This window comes from Ruegeria sp. BHSA163 (assembly GCF_059613365.1).
The window spans coordinates 15,587-30,321 of sequence record NZ_JBXWSJ010000051.1 but is presented as its reverse complement, the minus strand read 5'-3'; the positions used below and the strand labels follow the sequence as shown (position 1 = coordinate 30,321).

The following is a 14,735-nucleotide window of genomic DNA, read 5'->3' as shown; positions in this document are numbered from 1 at the left end:
GTGCAACGCAAGATGTTGCAGCGCATGTTCCATGGTCAGTCTTTTCCAACCAACGTGGACGAAACCGGACGGTTGGTCTTGCCTGTGAAGCTGCGCAACAAAATTGACCTGGAAGGCGAGGCTTTCTTTATTGCCGCTGGCGACACATTCCAGATCTGGAAGCCTGAGACCTATGAGGCCGAAGAGCTGGCCACCACTGAGGAATGGCTGGACGACTTGCCTGACGACTTCGACCCGATGGAATTCCTCGACGGCACCGGGGACGGATGACGGCATGTCCGGCGCTCCGACCCTTTCCGAGAAACCACACATTCCCGTTTTACTGCGTCCATTACTGGATAGTGTCGCTCCGGTTTCGGGTGTTTGGCTGGACGGAACATTTGGAGCGGGTGGTTACACTCGGGGATTGCTCGAGGCTGGCGCCGAGAAGGTTATTGCAGTCGATCGCGATCCACTTGCGTTCGAAATGGCAAAAGGCTGGGCAAAGGATTATGCAGGCCGATTGGTGATGCAACCGGGTGTCTTTTCCCAAATGGATCAATTTGCCAAGGATCTGGACGGCGTAGTTCTGGATCTGGGCGTTTCGTCCATGCAGTTGGATCGGGCAGATCGTGGATTTTCGTTTATGAAGGACGGTCCTCTGGATATGCGGATGAGCCAAGAGGGAGAAAGCGCCACCGATTTGGTCAACACTGCGACCGAGACGCAACTCGCCGACATTTTGTTCCATTACGGTGAAGAACGTGCCAGCCGGCGTATCGCCAAAGCCATTGTAAGGAAGCGGGCCGAGGCGCCCATTACCACGACATTGCAATTGGCCGAAATTATTGAATCCTGCCTGCCGCGACCAAAACCGGGACAATCGCACCCTGCAACCCGCAGTTTTCAGGGGCTGCGCATAGCAGTGAATGCGGAATACGAAGAGTTGTTTCAAGGTCTTATGGCTGCTGAGCGAGCTTTGAAACCGGGTGGACAGTTGGCCGTTGTCACCTTCCATTCTATTGAAGATCGGATGGTTAAACGCTTCCTTCAAGCACGTGCCGGCAAAACCGGGCGAGCCAATCGTTATGCACCAGAGGTGAAAGAAGATCTGCCGCAATTCGTGATTAAAACACGAAAAGCGATCGGCCCTGACGCGCGGGAGCTGTCGGAAAACCCTCGTGCACGCTCTGCTAAATTGCGTGTCGCTGTTCGGACAAATGCGCCAGCTGGGAAAATTGATTCACGGGATATTGGCATGCCGCAATTGGGGGTGAGGTCGAAATGAAAAGTATTCTGTATGCGTTGACCGCTCTCGCTGTTTTCGGGTTGGCGTTGTGGGCTTATCAGGAAAACTATCGAACCCAGCAAGTTCTCAAAGAGACGCAGACGTTGCAAAAACAGATCGGCGCGGCCCAAGCCCGGTTGACTGTATTAAATGCTGAATGGGCCTATCTAAACCGTCCCGACCGGTTACGCGAACTCGCGGACTTGAATTTCGAGCGTTTGGGTTTGTTACCGCTGCGCGCTGAACAATTTGGACGCGCAGATCATATTGCTTATGGCGAAGACCCCGATCTGCCGATAGTCGATCCAATCGAGTTGCAGGCGATAACCGATGTACAGGCCCTTGGCGAGGTACAGATACCATGACTCGCAAGCCGCTTCGTCCACTAGCCAGAATTCTGGATGCCCGCGCGAGGGGTGAAAACCCGAAAGTGATCGAGCGGGAAAACATTAAGCAGCGTCATGAAGATATGAAAGACCGTGCTCGGGCACGAGCCGAGGGGCGTCTTTTGGTACTGGGGCTGTTCTTTTTTTGCGCATTTTCGGTCGTAGGGTTTCGTATGGGCATGCTGGCCACGTCGGAAGCGCAGGAACCATTGGCCAGCGCGCCCGGCGCTGCTATCGCGATGCAGCGCGCCAATATCGTAGACAGAGAAGGCCGCATTCTCGCAACAAACCTCGACACATATTCGGTATATGCGCAACCACCGCTGATGATTGATCCGATCGCAGCGGCAGATCATCTGGTAACAATCTTTCCTGATTTGGACAAAGAGCGTTTGGTCAAGGATTTCACAGGTGACCGCAAATTCCTTTGGATCAAGAAACGTATTTCCCCCGAGCAAAAACAGGCTGTGCACGACATTGGCGATCCCGGCATTCTGTTCGGTCCGCGCGAAATGCGACTTTATCCTAATGGCAAGCTTGCAGCGCACATTCTTGGCGGATCGGGCTTTGGTCGCGAGGGCGTAAGCGCGGCAGAACTAATTGGTGTTGCAGGCGTCGAAAAGAAATTTGACGACTATCTGCGCGATCCGGCCAACGGTAACAAGCCGCTTCAACTCTCGTTGGACCTGACGATTCAGGCTGCGGTCGAACAAGTTCTTTATGGCGGGATGAAAATCATGAACGCCAAAGGTGCTTCGGCGGTTCTGATGAATGCGCACACTGGTGAGGTGATTTCAGCGGCGTCCTTGCCGTCTTTTGATCCAAATGATCGACCGCGCCCTCCGACATCGGGTTTCGACCCGTCGGACAGTCCTTTGTTCAATCGCTATGTGCAAGGCGTTTACGAACTGGGCTCTGTTTTCAAGATATTTGCTGCGGCACAGGCGGTTCAGCTTGGTCTGGTGAATTCAAATACCATCATCGACACATCCGGCCCGATGAAAATCGGCCGTTTCCCGATCGGCGAATTTGACGGCAAGAACTACGGCAAGATCAGCGTCGCGGATGTGATAGTTCACAGCTCGAACCGCGGAACTGGTCGCTTAGCCTTGCAAATTGGTGCAAAACGGCAGCAGGAATTTCTGGAGTCGCTGGGAATGTTCGCACCGACCCCTTTCGAGATTGTTGAAGCAGCAGGAGGTGTGCCGCTCAAGCCCAAAAAATGGGGCGAACTGAGCACTGTAACAATTTCTTATGGCCACGGTCTTTCAACCAGCCCAATGCACCTGGCAGCCGGATACGCAACCATTGCAAATGGCGGGCATTATGTCAGCCCAACTATTCTGAGGAAAAATGGCCCGCAATACGGTCCACGGATTTTGTCTGAAAATGCCGCGCAGCAAGCGCAAAGAATGCTTCGAAAGGTTGTTACTAATGGTACTGCCAGCTTTGGCGAGGTCGCGGGCTATGAAGTGGCGGGTAAGACTGGTACAGCCGATAAGCCTAAGCCGCGAGGCGGGTATTACGATGACAAAGTCATTGCGACCTTTGCCACGATCTTTCCGGCCTACGATCCGAAATATGTAATGATCGTAACGCTCGACGAGCCAACGATCTTAGCTTACGGCGAAAAGCGTCGCACCGCAGGCTGGACTGCGGTGCCAGTGGCCGCTGAGTTGATTGGCCGGGTTGCTCCACTGTTGGGGCTGCGACCTCGGCTTGAGCCTGAAGCGGGTGCTGCTATAACGCTGACCTCGAATTAGGTTGTCCAACAAGGGTGGGTCATGGGCAAAGGGACAAAAAAACTCAACCAGCTGGCCCTTACTGCGCGCGGCGGCGCGAATCCTGAAATTACTGGCCTGACGGTTGACAGCAGAGAGGTCGCTGACGGCTATTTATTTGCAGCTCTTCCCGGCACACGCGTGCACGGGGGCGAATTTATCCAATTCGCTTTGCGTATGGGAGCCGCCGCTATTCTGACGGATGCGCAGGGCGCAGAAATGGCTGCCCGGGAACTGGTTGAGTCAGACGCTGCATTGATTGTTGTCGAAGATCCGCGTCAGGCTCTGGCCGGTTCTGCGGCGCTTTGGTTCGGCGCGCAGCCACAGACCATTGTTGCGGTCACCGGGACAAATGGAAAAACTTCGGTTGCCACCTTTGTTCGTCAGATCTGGGCCGAAATTGGTCACTCTGCTGTCAACCTCGGCACCACTGGGGTCGAAGGCGCATGGGCAGCCCCTCTGGCGCACACTACGCCTGAACCAATCACATTGCATTGCTGTCTGGCAGAAGCTGCCCAAAATGGTGTGACGCACGCGGCAATGGAAGCGTCATCGCACGGCCTTGAGCAACGGCGATTGGACGGAGTTCGCCTGAAGGCGGCTGGTTTTACGAATTTTTCTCAGGACCATTTGGATTATCACGAGACATTTGAGGCCTATTTTGACGCCAAGGCAGGCTTGTTTGACCGGGTATTACCTGAGGAAGGAATTGCGGTAGTCAATCTAAGCGACCCTAAAGGTGCGGAAGTTTTGAAAATCGCAAAGGCGCGAGGGCAGTCTTTAATAACCGTAGGTCAAGGTGACGCCGATCTTGTTCTTGTTAATCAGCGATTTGACGAAACTGGACAGGATCTGCGGTTTTCGTGGAAAGGTAAGCCTTATCAGGCTCGTCTGAACTTGATCGGAGGGTTTCAGGCAGAAAACATCCTGCTTGCGTGTGGACTTGCTATTGCCGCAGGTGACGAACCTGAACGTGTTTTTGAAACGCTGCCACACTTGAAAACCGTGCGCGGGCGAATGCAATTGGCGGCGACACGCGAAAACGGCGCGGCGGTATTTGTTGATTATGCACATACGCCTGATGCCGTGACAACGGCGTTAAAAGCTTTGCGGCCGCACGTGATGGGTCGGCTTATAGCAATCGTTGGCGCAGGTGGAGACCGCGACGCCAGTAAACGACCCCTTATGGGTCAAGCAGCGGCTAACTATGCCGACGTAGTTTTTGTAACCGACGACAACCCGCGCAGCGAAGATCCGTCGGTAATACGCGCAGCAGTAATGAAAGGTGCGCCCCAGGCGACTGAAGTCGGTGACCGCGCTGAAGCAATCTTGCGTGGGATAGACGCGCTGCAGCCTGGCGACGCTTTACTGATTGCTGGCAAAGGCCATGAAACCGGGCAGATCGTAGGAGATCAAGTGTTGCCATTTGACGACGCAGAGCAAGCAAGTATTGCCGTTGCTGCCTTGGACGGGAGGGTGGCATGACGCTGTGGACCGCGGCGGAAGCTGCCAAAGCAACCAATGGACGGGCTACGACCAACTGGAAGGCGGACGGAGTTTCAATTGATACGCGCACTTTGCAGCCAGGGGACTTGTTTGTGGCGCTTAGGGCCGCGCGGGATGGGCACGATTTCGTAGCGCAGGCACTTGAAAAGGGCGCGGGCGCCGCATTGGTGTCGCGGGTTCCGGACGGTGTTGACGAAACTGCGCCTCTTTTGATCGTCGATGATGTTCAAAGAGCGTTGGAAGATTTGGGAAGGGCAGCGCGAGATCGATGCGCTGCGCGTGTAGTTGGCGTAACGGGCAGCGTTGGCAAGACGTCCACTAAGGAAATGCTGGCTAACATATTGGAAACGCAAGGTGAAACCCATGCAAGTGTGGCCAGTTACAACAACCATTGGGGCGTGCCCCTGACGCTTGCGCGGATGCCAAAGGACACCAAGTTCGCGGTGATCGAAATAGGCATGAACCATCCGGGCGAAATTGCGCCGTTGGCGAAACAGGCGAGGCCTCATGTGGCGCTTGTCACAACCGTCGCTGCAGTCCATCTGGAAGCTTTTGACTCTGTGGCTGCAATTGCGCACGAAAAAGCATCTATTTTCGACGGTCTGACCGATGGCGGTATTGCCATTGTGAATTCGGATATCGATCACGCTGACATTTTGCGTGACCGAGCAATTTCCCAAGCAGCCAAAGTGATAGATTTTGGCCAAAAGGCGTCTGACTATCGACTTGGTCATGTAACTTCTTTGCCTGATACGCTGCGGGCTGAGGCTGTCATTGACGACAAGCAATTCACGTTTGATGTCGCATCTGCTGGTAAGCATTTCGCCATGAACGGCTTGGGAGCGCTTGCGGCATGCGCCGCTTTAGGCGTCAATCTGAAACAGGCTGTTGGGGGGCTTCGACGCTGGTCGCCTGTCAAAGGCCGCGGAGTGCGAGAGTTGATTGCTCTGCCTCATGGTGGCCAAATTGAATTGCTGGATGATAGCTATAACGCTAACCCGACATCCATGGAGGCCGCCCTTGACGTTCTCGCAGCTTCGCAAGGTGCTCGCCGCATTGCCTTTTTGGGTGACATGAAAGAGCTGGGGGCGCAAGAACTGGCCATGCACGCGAACATGGCAAATGTCGAGGCGATGAAGGATGTTGATCAGGTCCATTGCATTGGGCCGCTCATGCGCGAATTGCATCGCGAATTACCTGAGAACAAGCGCGGGCATTGGTCCGAAACCAGCGCGGAAATGGTAGCTCGCCTGCCTGAACTGATCCGGAATGGGGACACGGTTCTGGCCAAAGGATCACTTAGCATGGCGTTGGCGAGCATTGTTGACGGCCTGCGGGAAATGGGGCATGAGCGCGCGCTGGATCCATGATGCGCGCTTGAATTTCGTGTGAGAAAGGTTTTATAATGCTGTACTGGTTGACCGCGCTTTCGGATGGAGGGGATTTTTTCAACCTCTTCCGCTATATCACGTTCCGAGCGGGCGGAGCCTTTCTGACAGCTCTGGTTTTTGGGTTTATTTTTGGAAAGCCGCTGATCAACGTGCTGCGAAAGAAGCAGGGCAAAGGTCAGCCGATCCGGGACGATGGCCCAGAAGCACACTTTTCCAAGGCGGGAACACCAACCATGGGTGGGTTGCTGATCGTCGGGGCACTTGTCACTTCTACGTTGATTTGGGCGCGTTGGGACAACCCATACGTATGGATGGTGTTGTTTGTGACCCTTGCTTATGCGGCCATCGGTTTTGCGGATGACTATGCCAAAGTATCCAAACAGAATACCAAGGGTGTGCCCGGCAAAATGCGATTGGGGCTGGGTGTGTTGATTGCTGTTCTTGCGGCACTCTGGGCAACATTGCATCACCCAGGCGACCTTCAGAACCAACTCGCGTTGCCAGTGTTCAAGGACACACTCATCAACCTTGGTTTTTTCTACATACCCTTTGCGATAATAGTCATTGTCGGGGCAGCAAATGCAGTGAATCTCACCGACGGTTTGGACGGCCTTGCCATTATGCCAGCGATGATAGCTGCTTCGACTTTGGGCGTGATTGCTTATGCCGTTGGGCGTGTCGATTTTACCGAATATCTCGATGTGCACTACGTTCCGGGAACAGGCGAAATATTCATATTTACTTCGGCTTTGTTCGGCGCCGGTCTTGGGTTTTTGTGGTATAATGCGCCGCCTGCTGCGGTTTTCATGGGCGACACAGGATCGCTTGCGCTGGGCGGAGCTTTGGGCGCGATTGCTGTGGCGACGAAACACGAACTGGTCCTCGCTGTCGTTGGTGGACTGTTCGTTGTTGAGGCGCTGAGCGTGATTATTCAGGTTCTGTACTTTAAGCGCACCGGAAAGCGGGTTTTCCTAATGGCACCCATCCATCATCATTATGAGAAAAAAGGCTGGGCTGAGCCAACAATCGTTATCCGGTTTTGGATCATATCGCTGATCCTGGCAATGATCGGTCTGGCAACGTTAAAAGTACGGTAAGGTCTCCGCGGGTCAAGCGGATTTGCGGCCAGCCTCAATTGTTTGGCGGCTGCTTCCGTCTAAAGTATTAGCTTGATGCCGCCCTTGCTTTTCGTGATTTCTTAGGTGCAGGGTGCGGATGAATTACACGACGGCAAGGTGTATTATATGATCCCGGTCAAAGGTTTTTCTGGGCAGAAAGTGGCGGTGCTGGGGCTGGGTCGTTCTGGGTTGGCCACGGCACGCGCATTAAAAGCAGGCAGAGCAACTCCTGTTTGTTGGGACGACAATCCTGCGGCACGAGAGACTGCTGAAACCGAAGGGTTTGACTGTGTCGACCTGCGACACCAATCAGAGTTTGACGATGTCGCCACTCTAATCGTTTCTCCCGGTATCCCCCACCTTTACCCCGAGCCAAACCCAGTCATCGCGGCTGCGCTGGAAGCCGGCGTGCCCGTGGACAATGACATCGGCTTGTTCTTCCGAAGTTTTGCCGATCAAGACTGGAGCAAATTTGAGACTCCGCCGCGTGTAATTGCTGTCACTGGGTCAAACGGGAAATCCACCACAGCGGCCCTGATACATCACGTTTTGACCGAAGCTGGTCGCCAGTCACAGTTGGCGGGAAACATTGGCCGGGGTGTGCTGGATATCGACCCGGGGGGTGACGGCTCGGTTGTGGTTTTGGAACTCAGCAGCTATCAAACCGAACTGGCTCGTGCGCTAACTCCAGATATTGCTGTTTTTACAAATCTCTCGCCGGATCATCTGGATCGACATGCAGGAATGGGTGGGTATTTCGCAGCCAAGAGGCGTCTGTTTGCCGAGGGCGGACCAGATCGCGCCATTGTCGGCGTAGATGAAATCGAAGGCTCCTTTCTTGCAGGGCAGTTGGCCGAAGGGCGAAGCGACGATCGCGTCATCCGGGTTTCCGTTGAACGTAAGTTAACCGGCCCAGGCTGGCAGGTTTTCGCGCGCAAAGGCTTTCTGTCCGAATATCGGAAAGGACGTCAGACAGCGTCCATTGATCTGCGCGGGATTAAGGGTCTACCGGGCGCTCACAACCATCAAAATGCATGCTCTGCTTACGCCGCCTGTCGTGCGTTAGGTCTTGCACCTAAGGCGATCGAGACGGCCTTGCATAGCTATCCGGGTCTGCCGCATCGTAGTCAGATCATCGCTGAGACCAATGGCGTCACTTACGTCAACGACTCGAAAGCAACCAATATCGACAGCGCAGCAAAGGCTTTGAGGGCCTTCAAAAAGATCCGGTGGATATGTGGAGGTCTTGAAAAAGAGGGTGGGCTGGCTGCACTGAACGAAGCCTCGGATCAGGTGATCAAAGCTTATGTTATCGGTCGCGAGGCTGCCAATTTCGCCATGCAGCTGGATGTCGACACCACGGTGTGCACAACGATGGAGCGGGCCGTCGAGCAAGCGATTGAGGATGCGCAGCCGGACGAAACTGTATTGTTGGCCCCCGCAGCAGCAAGTTTTGACCAATATGATAACTTTGAACAAAGGGGGGACGACTTCGTTTCCGAGGTCAAAAGAAGACTGTCATCGGGCAACGGTTGCAAATAACCGCCGGTTCGACGAGGCTTTAAACCTATCCGTTTGACGCGCCATAATTTTTGGGTTTGCTTCTACGACAATTCAAAACGAGGTCATGGAAATGCCACACCGTAAATTCGCTCTGATCCTTCCTGCCATCTTTGTGGTGGGAGCTTGCACGAACACAGGCGCCAATTACCAACCAGTAATCGATGGGCCTGTCAGCCCGAACTACAGCGCCGATCTTGCGCAGTGTCAGCAGTTGGCGGCGTCTCAGGCCAGCGTCGACGGGTCCACCGCCGGTAATGCCGCGATCGGAGCGGCGGGTGCTGCTGCCACAACGGCGATTATTCAAGACAGCAGTGACAATCTGGGTCGCGCGGCCGCTGCTGGTGCCTTGATTGGGGCTGGAGCCGATGTCATCGCAAAGAACCAGAATAAAGAAGTCATTGTGCGAAACTGTATGCGCGGACGTGGCTATAACGTGGTTGGCTAGATCCGGTCTGCGATGGCCTTTCCTGCGGCGTGACCAGAAGACCACGCCCATTGGAAATTGTAGCCTCCCAGCCAACCGGTGACATCTACCGCTTCTCCAATCGCAAAGAGGCCAGGGACATCCTTGGCCTCCATCGTTTTTGAAGACAGGTTTTCGGTGTCGATACCGCCGAGTGTCACTTCGGCAGTACGATAACCTTCGGTGCCGGAGGGTCGGAGTTGCCAGTCGGACAAATTTGCGACCAGGTCAGACAAAGACGCATCAGATTGATCGGCTAAATTACCCGCTATCAGAAGCTTCTGGCTTAGATAGTCCACCAATCGCGCGGGCATGTGCCGCGCCAACTCGGTGGTCAAAGCTTTGCGCCCGCCTTCTTTGCGTTGTTCACGCAGTAAATTGAAAAGGGGCAAATCCGGGATCAGATTGACATGAATTGCCTCACCCTCGCGCCAATAGGATGACAGTTGCAAAACGGACGGTCCGCTAAGGCCCCGATGGGTAAATAGCATCGATTCATCGAAGATGGCTTGGTCGTTGGACAGTTGAACTGGCAGAGAAACACCGGAAAGTTCCTTGAACCGTCCGTCAGAAAAGGTGAACGGGACCAACGCTGCGCGGGTTTCAGTAATTTTGAGGCCAAATTGTTGGGCCAGGTCGTATGCCAGTCCCGTTGCCCCCATCTTTGGGATCGATTTTCCACCTGTGGCAAGCACCAGATTGGCGCAATGCAGGGTGACCCTTCGTCCTTCCCTCTCCACCTGCAACGCGAAACCTGCCTCGGTCTTTCGCGCGTTTTTTAGCGTCGTTTGTAACCATAGTTCGGCCCCGGTCCGTTCCATCTTGTCCAGCAACATATTTATTATCTGCTTGGACGACCCATTGCAGAACAGTTGTCCCAGCGTCTTTTCGTGCCATTCAATCCCGTAGCGGTTTACTAGGTCGATAAAATCCCACTGCGTGTAACGCGCCAGCGCCGATTTAGAAAAATGTGGGTTTTGCGAAAGGAAATTGTCCGGTCCAGCGTTTAAGTTCGTAAAATTGCAACGGCCGCCGCCGGAAATCCTGATTTTCTCTCCAGCCGCTTTAGCGTGATCGATCACCAAAACGCGCGCGCCGCAATGGGCCGCGCACATCATGCCAGCGGCGCCGGCACCAAGGATGACGGTGTTGAAAGTCATATCCTGCGCTTGGCTGGGATTGGAAGCGATTGCAAGAGGCAACGCAATCGAAGCAGAACTGAACGTCCGGTCAATTGGGCGTCCCGAAATTAAGTTTGCGGACTCAAAGTGCCCTCGGAATTAGGCCGAAAGCCCCAAAAGTTGGCCGAATAGTTTTTGATCCAGCTTTTCATGAAATCGCGAATTCTGGATGTCTAGAGCGGTAAGAGCCCCTTTCAGAGCCGAGTGGAATAAATTTGAATCACAAAACATAGAATTGTCGAATCGCCCTTATTTCACTGGCCCCAATGCAAAAATCCCTGTAGACTCTCACTTAGATCCCGAAAACGGGGCGATTACGAGGCAGATAGTGGCGGTATCTCATGACTGAGATGGTGTATGGCGCGGTCCAGGACCAGCGCGGTGAACCGATCCTTCCAAAATGGTGGCGGACAATCGATCGCTGGACAATGTCTTGTGTTCTGATCCTGTTTGTAATTGGCCTTTTGTTGGGGCTGGCCTCTTCACCGCCGCTGGCAAGCCGCAACGGGTTTGATCCGTTTCACTACGTTGAGCGGCAGGCTTTCTTTGGCGGACTCGCGCTAATCGCCATGTTGCTGACTTCTATGATGTCGCCCACTCTCATCCGGCGACTTTCGGTACTTGGATTTCTGGTTGCGTTCGTAGCGTTGGCTTTCTTGCCGGTTTTTGGAACCGACTTTGGAAAGGGGGCAGTACGCTGGTACTCTCTGGGGTTTGCAGCACTGCAGCCGTCTGAGTTTTTGAAGCCCGGTTTTGTAGTGGTCGCGGCATGGCTGCTGGCTGCTTCGCAAGAGATCAATGGCCCACCGGGGCGTTTGTGGTCATTTGCTTTGTGTATGGCAATTGTTGGCATGCTGGTGATGCAACCAGATTTTGGGCAGGCCTGCCTGATCCTTTTCGGATGGGGTGTGATGTATTTCGTGGCGGGCGCGCCCATGTTCTTGTTGGTTGGAATGGCTGGGGTTGTCGTCCTTGCTGGAATGTTTGCATATTCAAACTCGGAACATTTTGCCCGCCGCATCGACGGTTTTTTGAATCAAGAAGTCGACCCTACGACCCAGCTTGGATACGCGACCAATGCTATTAGAGAGGGCGGTTTGTTTGGTGTAGGTGTTGGTGAGGGGCAGGTAAAATGGTCACTGCCGGACGCGCATACTGATTTCATAATAGCCGTGGCGGCCGAGGAATATGGGCTGATTCTGGTCCTGATCATCATTGCGCTTTATTCCATCATCGTGGTTCGGTCATTGCTGCGCCTGATGCGTGAACGCGATATGTTTATCCGATTGGCAGGCACTGGTCTGGCCTGCATGTTTGGGGTGCAAGCCATGATTAACATGGGCGTTGCCGTACGCCTGTTGCCCGCTAAGGGCATGACTTTGCCGTTTGTCAGTTACGGTGGATCATCGCTTATTGCAGGCGGAATTGCGGTTGGCATGTTGCTGGCTTTTACGCGTAACCGCCCACAGGGCGAACTTGGCGAAATACTGCGCGGACGAAGCTGATGGGTAAACCATACCTTCTCATTGCGGCAGGCGGTACAGGGGGGCATATGTTCCCGGCGCAGGCTTTGGCCGAGGCAATGTTAAGCAAGGGATGGCGGGTTCGCCTGTCCACCGATCCACGCGGTGCGCGATACTCGGGTGGCTTTCCCGACTCTACCGAGATCCTCCAAGTCAGCTCGGCCACGTTCGCGCGCGGAGGGTTTGCTGCCAAAGCGTTGGCTGGTCCAAAAATCATCGGTGGAATTACAAGCATGGCGCTCCAAATGGCGCGCGACAAACCAGATGTTGTTGTCGGATTCGGTGGATACCCCTCTATCCCCGCGCTTGGTGCGGCGACTATGTTAGGCCTACCGCGCATGATACACGAACAAAACGGCGTTCTTGGGCGGGTCAATCGGCTGTTTGCCAAAAGAGTGGGCCATGTGGCCTGCGGCGTATGGCCAACCGATTTACCTGAGGGAGCGCATGGTATCCACACCGGCAATCCGGTTCGCGCATCTGTTCTGGACCGAGCCGCTGCCGGCTACATCCCACCTGGCGATTACCCGATGTCAATCCTTGTGATGGGCGGCTCTCAGGGAGCGCGCATTCTCAGCGATGTAGTGCCAGGTGCCATTGCTGCCTTGTCGGATGAACTTCGCGAAAACATTCGCGTTGCTCATCAGGCTCGCGACGAAGACGGTGAGAGGGTTAAGGCGTTTTACGACGAAAACGGAATCCTCGCGGATGTCCAACCATTCTTTGATGACGTACCCCGCCGCATGTCTGAGGCTCAGCTGGTTATCTCGCGCTCAGGGGCGTCTAGCGTAGCAGATATTTCGGTCATCGGGCGCCCTTCAATTCTAGTCCCCTTTGCTGCCGCTGCCGGAGACCATCAGACCGCCAATGCGCGGGGGCTTGTTCAGGCAGGCGCGGCAATCATGATCCCCGAAAATGCGCTTGACGTTACCTCGCTGACAGAGCAAATCACCGCAGTCCTCACCAACCCGGAAGCCGCACAAAAAATGGCCCATTCCGCCCTTTCAACTGGTGCGCCTGACGCGACCGAGCGTTTGGTTTCTCTTGTTGAATCTCTGGCGCAGAAGGAGACCGCATGAACCCTGCAACCAAACTCCCGCAAGATGTAGGGCCGATCCATTTCGTCGGGATCGGTGGTATCGGCATGTCCGGGATAGCCGAAGTTCTTTTGAATCTCGGGTACCGCGTTCAGGGTTCCGACTTGAAAGCCTCAAAGATCACGGACCGTCTGGCTGAACTGGGGGCAGAGGTATTTGTCGGGCAAAGGGCCGAGAACCTGGAAGGCGCAGCGGTCGTCGTCGTGTCTACGGCGATCAAGCCAGGAAACCCGGAATTGGATGAGGCGCGTTCGCAAGGTCTGCCTGTTGTCCGCCGAGCCGATATGCTGGCGGAATTGATGCGGCTGAAATCCAACATTGCCATTGCAGGAACGCACGGTAAGACCACTACAACGACGATGATGGCAGAACTGATGGTTGCCGGTGACTTTGACCCGACCGTGATCAATGGCGGTATTATCCACGCCTACGGATCAAACGCGAGAATGGGGCAGGGAGAATGGATGGTGGTTGAAGCAGACGAATCCGATGGTTCATTCAACCGTCTTCCTGCCACTATTGCCATCGTCACAAATATCGACCCAGAACATATGGAGCATTGGGGTGAATTCGACACGCTGCGTGATGCGTTCTACGAGTTTGTTTCAAACCTGCCGTTCTATGGACTTGCCGTCTGCTGCACTGACCATGCCGAGGTGCAAACCCTTGTCGGGCGTATCACCGATCGTCGCGTGCGGACTTATGGCTTTAATGCACAAGCCGACGTTCGGGCGCTGAACCTTACGTACAAAGGCGGTGTCGCGCATTTCGACATTCACCTCCAATACGAAGACAAGGTCATCGAAGGATGCACGTTGCCTATGCCGGGTGACCATAATGTCTCGAATGCTCTGGCCGCAGTAGCTGTTGCTCGGCATTTGGGAATGAAGGCTGTAGAAATCCGCGAAGCGTTGGCAAATTTTGGAGGTGTAAACCGACGCTTTACCAAGGTGGGGGAGGTCGATGGTGTCACAATCATCGACGACTATGGCCACCATCCCGTGGAAATCGCGGCCGTTCTCAAGGCCGCACGTCAGGCTACAGACGGCAGGGTTATTGCCGTACATCAACCACACCGTTTTTCGCGCTTGTCCAATCTGTTCGACGATTTCTGCACTTGTTTTAACGACGCTGACGTTGTCGCCATTGCCGATGTATTCGGCGCTGGAGAAGAGCCTATCGCTGGCGCGGATCGTGATTCTTTAGTTCAGGGTTTGATTCGTCACGGGCACCGTCACGCCAGGGCTTTGCTGAACGAAGCCGATCTGGAGCGCCTTGTTCGCGAACAAGCCCGGTCGGGGGACATGGTTGTTTGTCTTGGTGCTGGTACGATCAGCGCTTGGGCTAATGGATTGCCAGAGCGCCTTCTTAGAAAACAAGCAGTGTGAAGGGTTTGGGTTCTTGGACGCACAGCTTCGAGATGAAAGCGGACAATTAAGCGCGTCCGCGATGCTCAAGG

Annotated in this window: 13 protein-coding genes; 12 read left to right on the top strand and 1 reads right to left on the bottom strand. The window is 54.5% G+C overall.

What is annotated here, in order from left to right; all coding sequences use genetic code 11:
- The 9 genes from AC2FNV_RS18870 to AC2FNV_RS18830 form a co-directional block, all read left to right on the top strand.
- Positions 1 to 270: division/cell wall cluster transcriptional repressor MraZ (locus AC2FNV_RS18870; protein WP_496774127.1), on the top strand; the 270-nt coding region annotated here is incomplete at its 5' end.
- 4 nt (positions 271 to 274) lie between these two features.
- The gene (gene rsmH, locus AC2FNV_RS18865; protein WP_170608148.1) at positions 275 to 1,267 is read left to right on the top strand and encodes a 16S rRNA (cytosine(1402)-N(4))-methyltransferase RsmH; all 993 of its coding nucleotides are present in this window, start codon (positions 275 to 277) and stop codon (positions 1,265 to 1,267) included.
- A complete protein-coding gene (gene ftsL / locus AC2FNV_RS18860) occupies positions 1,264 to 1,632 on the top strand; it encodes a cell division protein FtsL (protein WP_170608095.1) in 369 nt (122 codons plus the stop codon). The genes rsmH and ftsL overlap by 4 nt, the downstream gene beginning before the upstream one ends.
- Entirely contained in the window at positions 1,629 to 3,416 is a 1,788-nt protein-coding gene (locus AC2FNV_RS18855) for a peptidoglycan D,D-transpeptidase FtsI family protein (RefSeq protein ID WP_170608093.1), read from the top strand. Before ftsL ends, AC2FNV_RS18855 begins: the two co-directional genes overlap by 4 nt.
- Positions 3,417 to 3,437: 21 nt before the next feature.
- The gene (locus tag AC2FNV_RS18850; protein WP_170608091.1) at positions 3,438 to 4,919 is read left to right on the top strand and encodes a UDP-N-acetylmuramoyl-L-alanyl-D-glutamate--2,6-diaminopimelate ligase; all 1,482 of its coding nucleotides are present in this window, start codon (positions 3,438 to 3,440) and stop codon (positions 4,917 to 4,919) included.
- Positions 4,916 to 6,310, top strand: coding sequence for a UDP-N-acetylmuramoyl-tripeptide--D-alanyl-D-alanine ligase (locus AC2FNV_RS18845; RefSeq protein WP_170608089.1), 1,395 nt, complete (start codon positions 4,916 to 4,918; stop codon positions 6,308 to 6,310). The genes AC2FNV_RS18850 and AC2FNV_RS18845 overlap by 4 nt, the downstream gene beginning before the upstream one ends.
- A gap of 35 nt (positions 6,311 to 6,345) precedes the next feature.
- Positions 6,346 to 7,428: a phospho-N-acetylmuramoyl-pentapeptide-transferase gene (gene mraY, locus AC2FNV_RS18840; protein WP_170608087.1), complete on the top strand. Its 1,083-nt coding sequence runs from the start codon at positions 6,346 to 6,348 to the stop codon at positions 7,426 to 7,428.
- A gap of 147 nt (positions 7,429 to 7,575) precedes the next feature.
- Positions 7,576 to 8,991 (top strand): UDP-N-acetylmuramoyl-L-alanine--D-glutamate ligase, encoded by a 1,416-nt coding sequence (murD, locus tag AC2FNV_RS18835; RefSeq protein WP_170608086.1) that lies wholly within the window; start codon positions 7,576 to 7,578, stop codon positions 8,989 to 8,991.
- A gap of 91 nt (positions 8,992 to 9,082) precedes the next feature.
- Positions 9,083 to 9,457 (top strand): glycine zipper family protein, encoded by a 375-nt coding sequence (locus tag AC2FNV_RS18830; RefSeq protein WP_254442630.1) that lies wholly within the window; start codon positions 9,083 to 9,085, stop codon positions 9,455 to 9,457.
- Here AC2FNV_RS18830 and AC2FNV_RS18825 read toward each other — a convergent pair.
- Complete coding sequence (locus tag AC2FNV_RS18825; RefSeq protein WP_170608084.1) at positions 9,454 to 10,635, bottom strand: BaiN/RdsA family NAD(P)/FAD-dependent oxidoreductase; 1,182 nt, start codon at positions 10,633 to 10,635, stop codon at positions 9,454 to 9,456. The genes AC2FNV_RS18830 and AC2FNV_RS18825 overlap by 4 nt on opposite strands.
- 362 nt (positions 10,636 to 10,997) lie before the next feature.
- Between AC2FNV_RS18825 and ftsW the strand changes: the two genes are divergently transcribed.
- Genes ftsW through murC form a run of 3 tightly spaced genes read left to right on the top strand, consistent with a single transcriptional unit; the run spans position 10,998 to position 14,664 of the window.
- Positions 10,998 to 12,161: a putative lipid II flippase FtsW gene (ftsW, locus tag AC2FNV_RS18820; RefSeq protein ID WP_170478843.1), complete on the top strand. Its 1,164-nt coding sequence runs from the start codon at positions 10,998 to 11,000 to the stop codon at positions 12,159 to 12,161.
- Positions 12,161 to 13,258 carry a UDP-N-acetylglucosamine--N-acetylmuramyl-(pentapeptide) pyrophosphoryl-undecaprenol N-acetylglucosamine transferase gene (locus AC2FNV_RS18815; RefSeq protein ID WP_170608082.1) on the top strand — a complete coding sequence of 366 codons (1,098 nt, stop codon included), beginning with the start codon at positions 12,161 to 12,163 and terminating at the stop codon, positions 13,256 to 13,258. The genes ftsW and AC2FNV_RS18815 overlap by 1 nt, the downstream gene beginning before the upstream one ends.
- The gene (gene murC, locus AC2FNV_RS18810; protein ID WP_170478847.1) at positions 13,255 to 14,664 is read left to right on the top strand and encodes a UDP-N-acetylmuramate--L-alanine ligase; all 1,410 of its coding nucleotides are present in this window, start codon (positions 13,255 to 13,257) and stop codon (positions 14,662 to 14,664) included. Before AC2FNV_RS18815 ends, murC begins: the two co-directional genes overlap by 4 nt.
- The last annotated feature ends 71 nt before the right edge of the window (positions 14,665 to 14,735 follow it).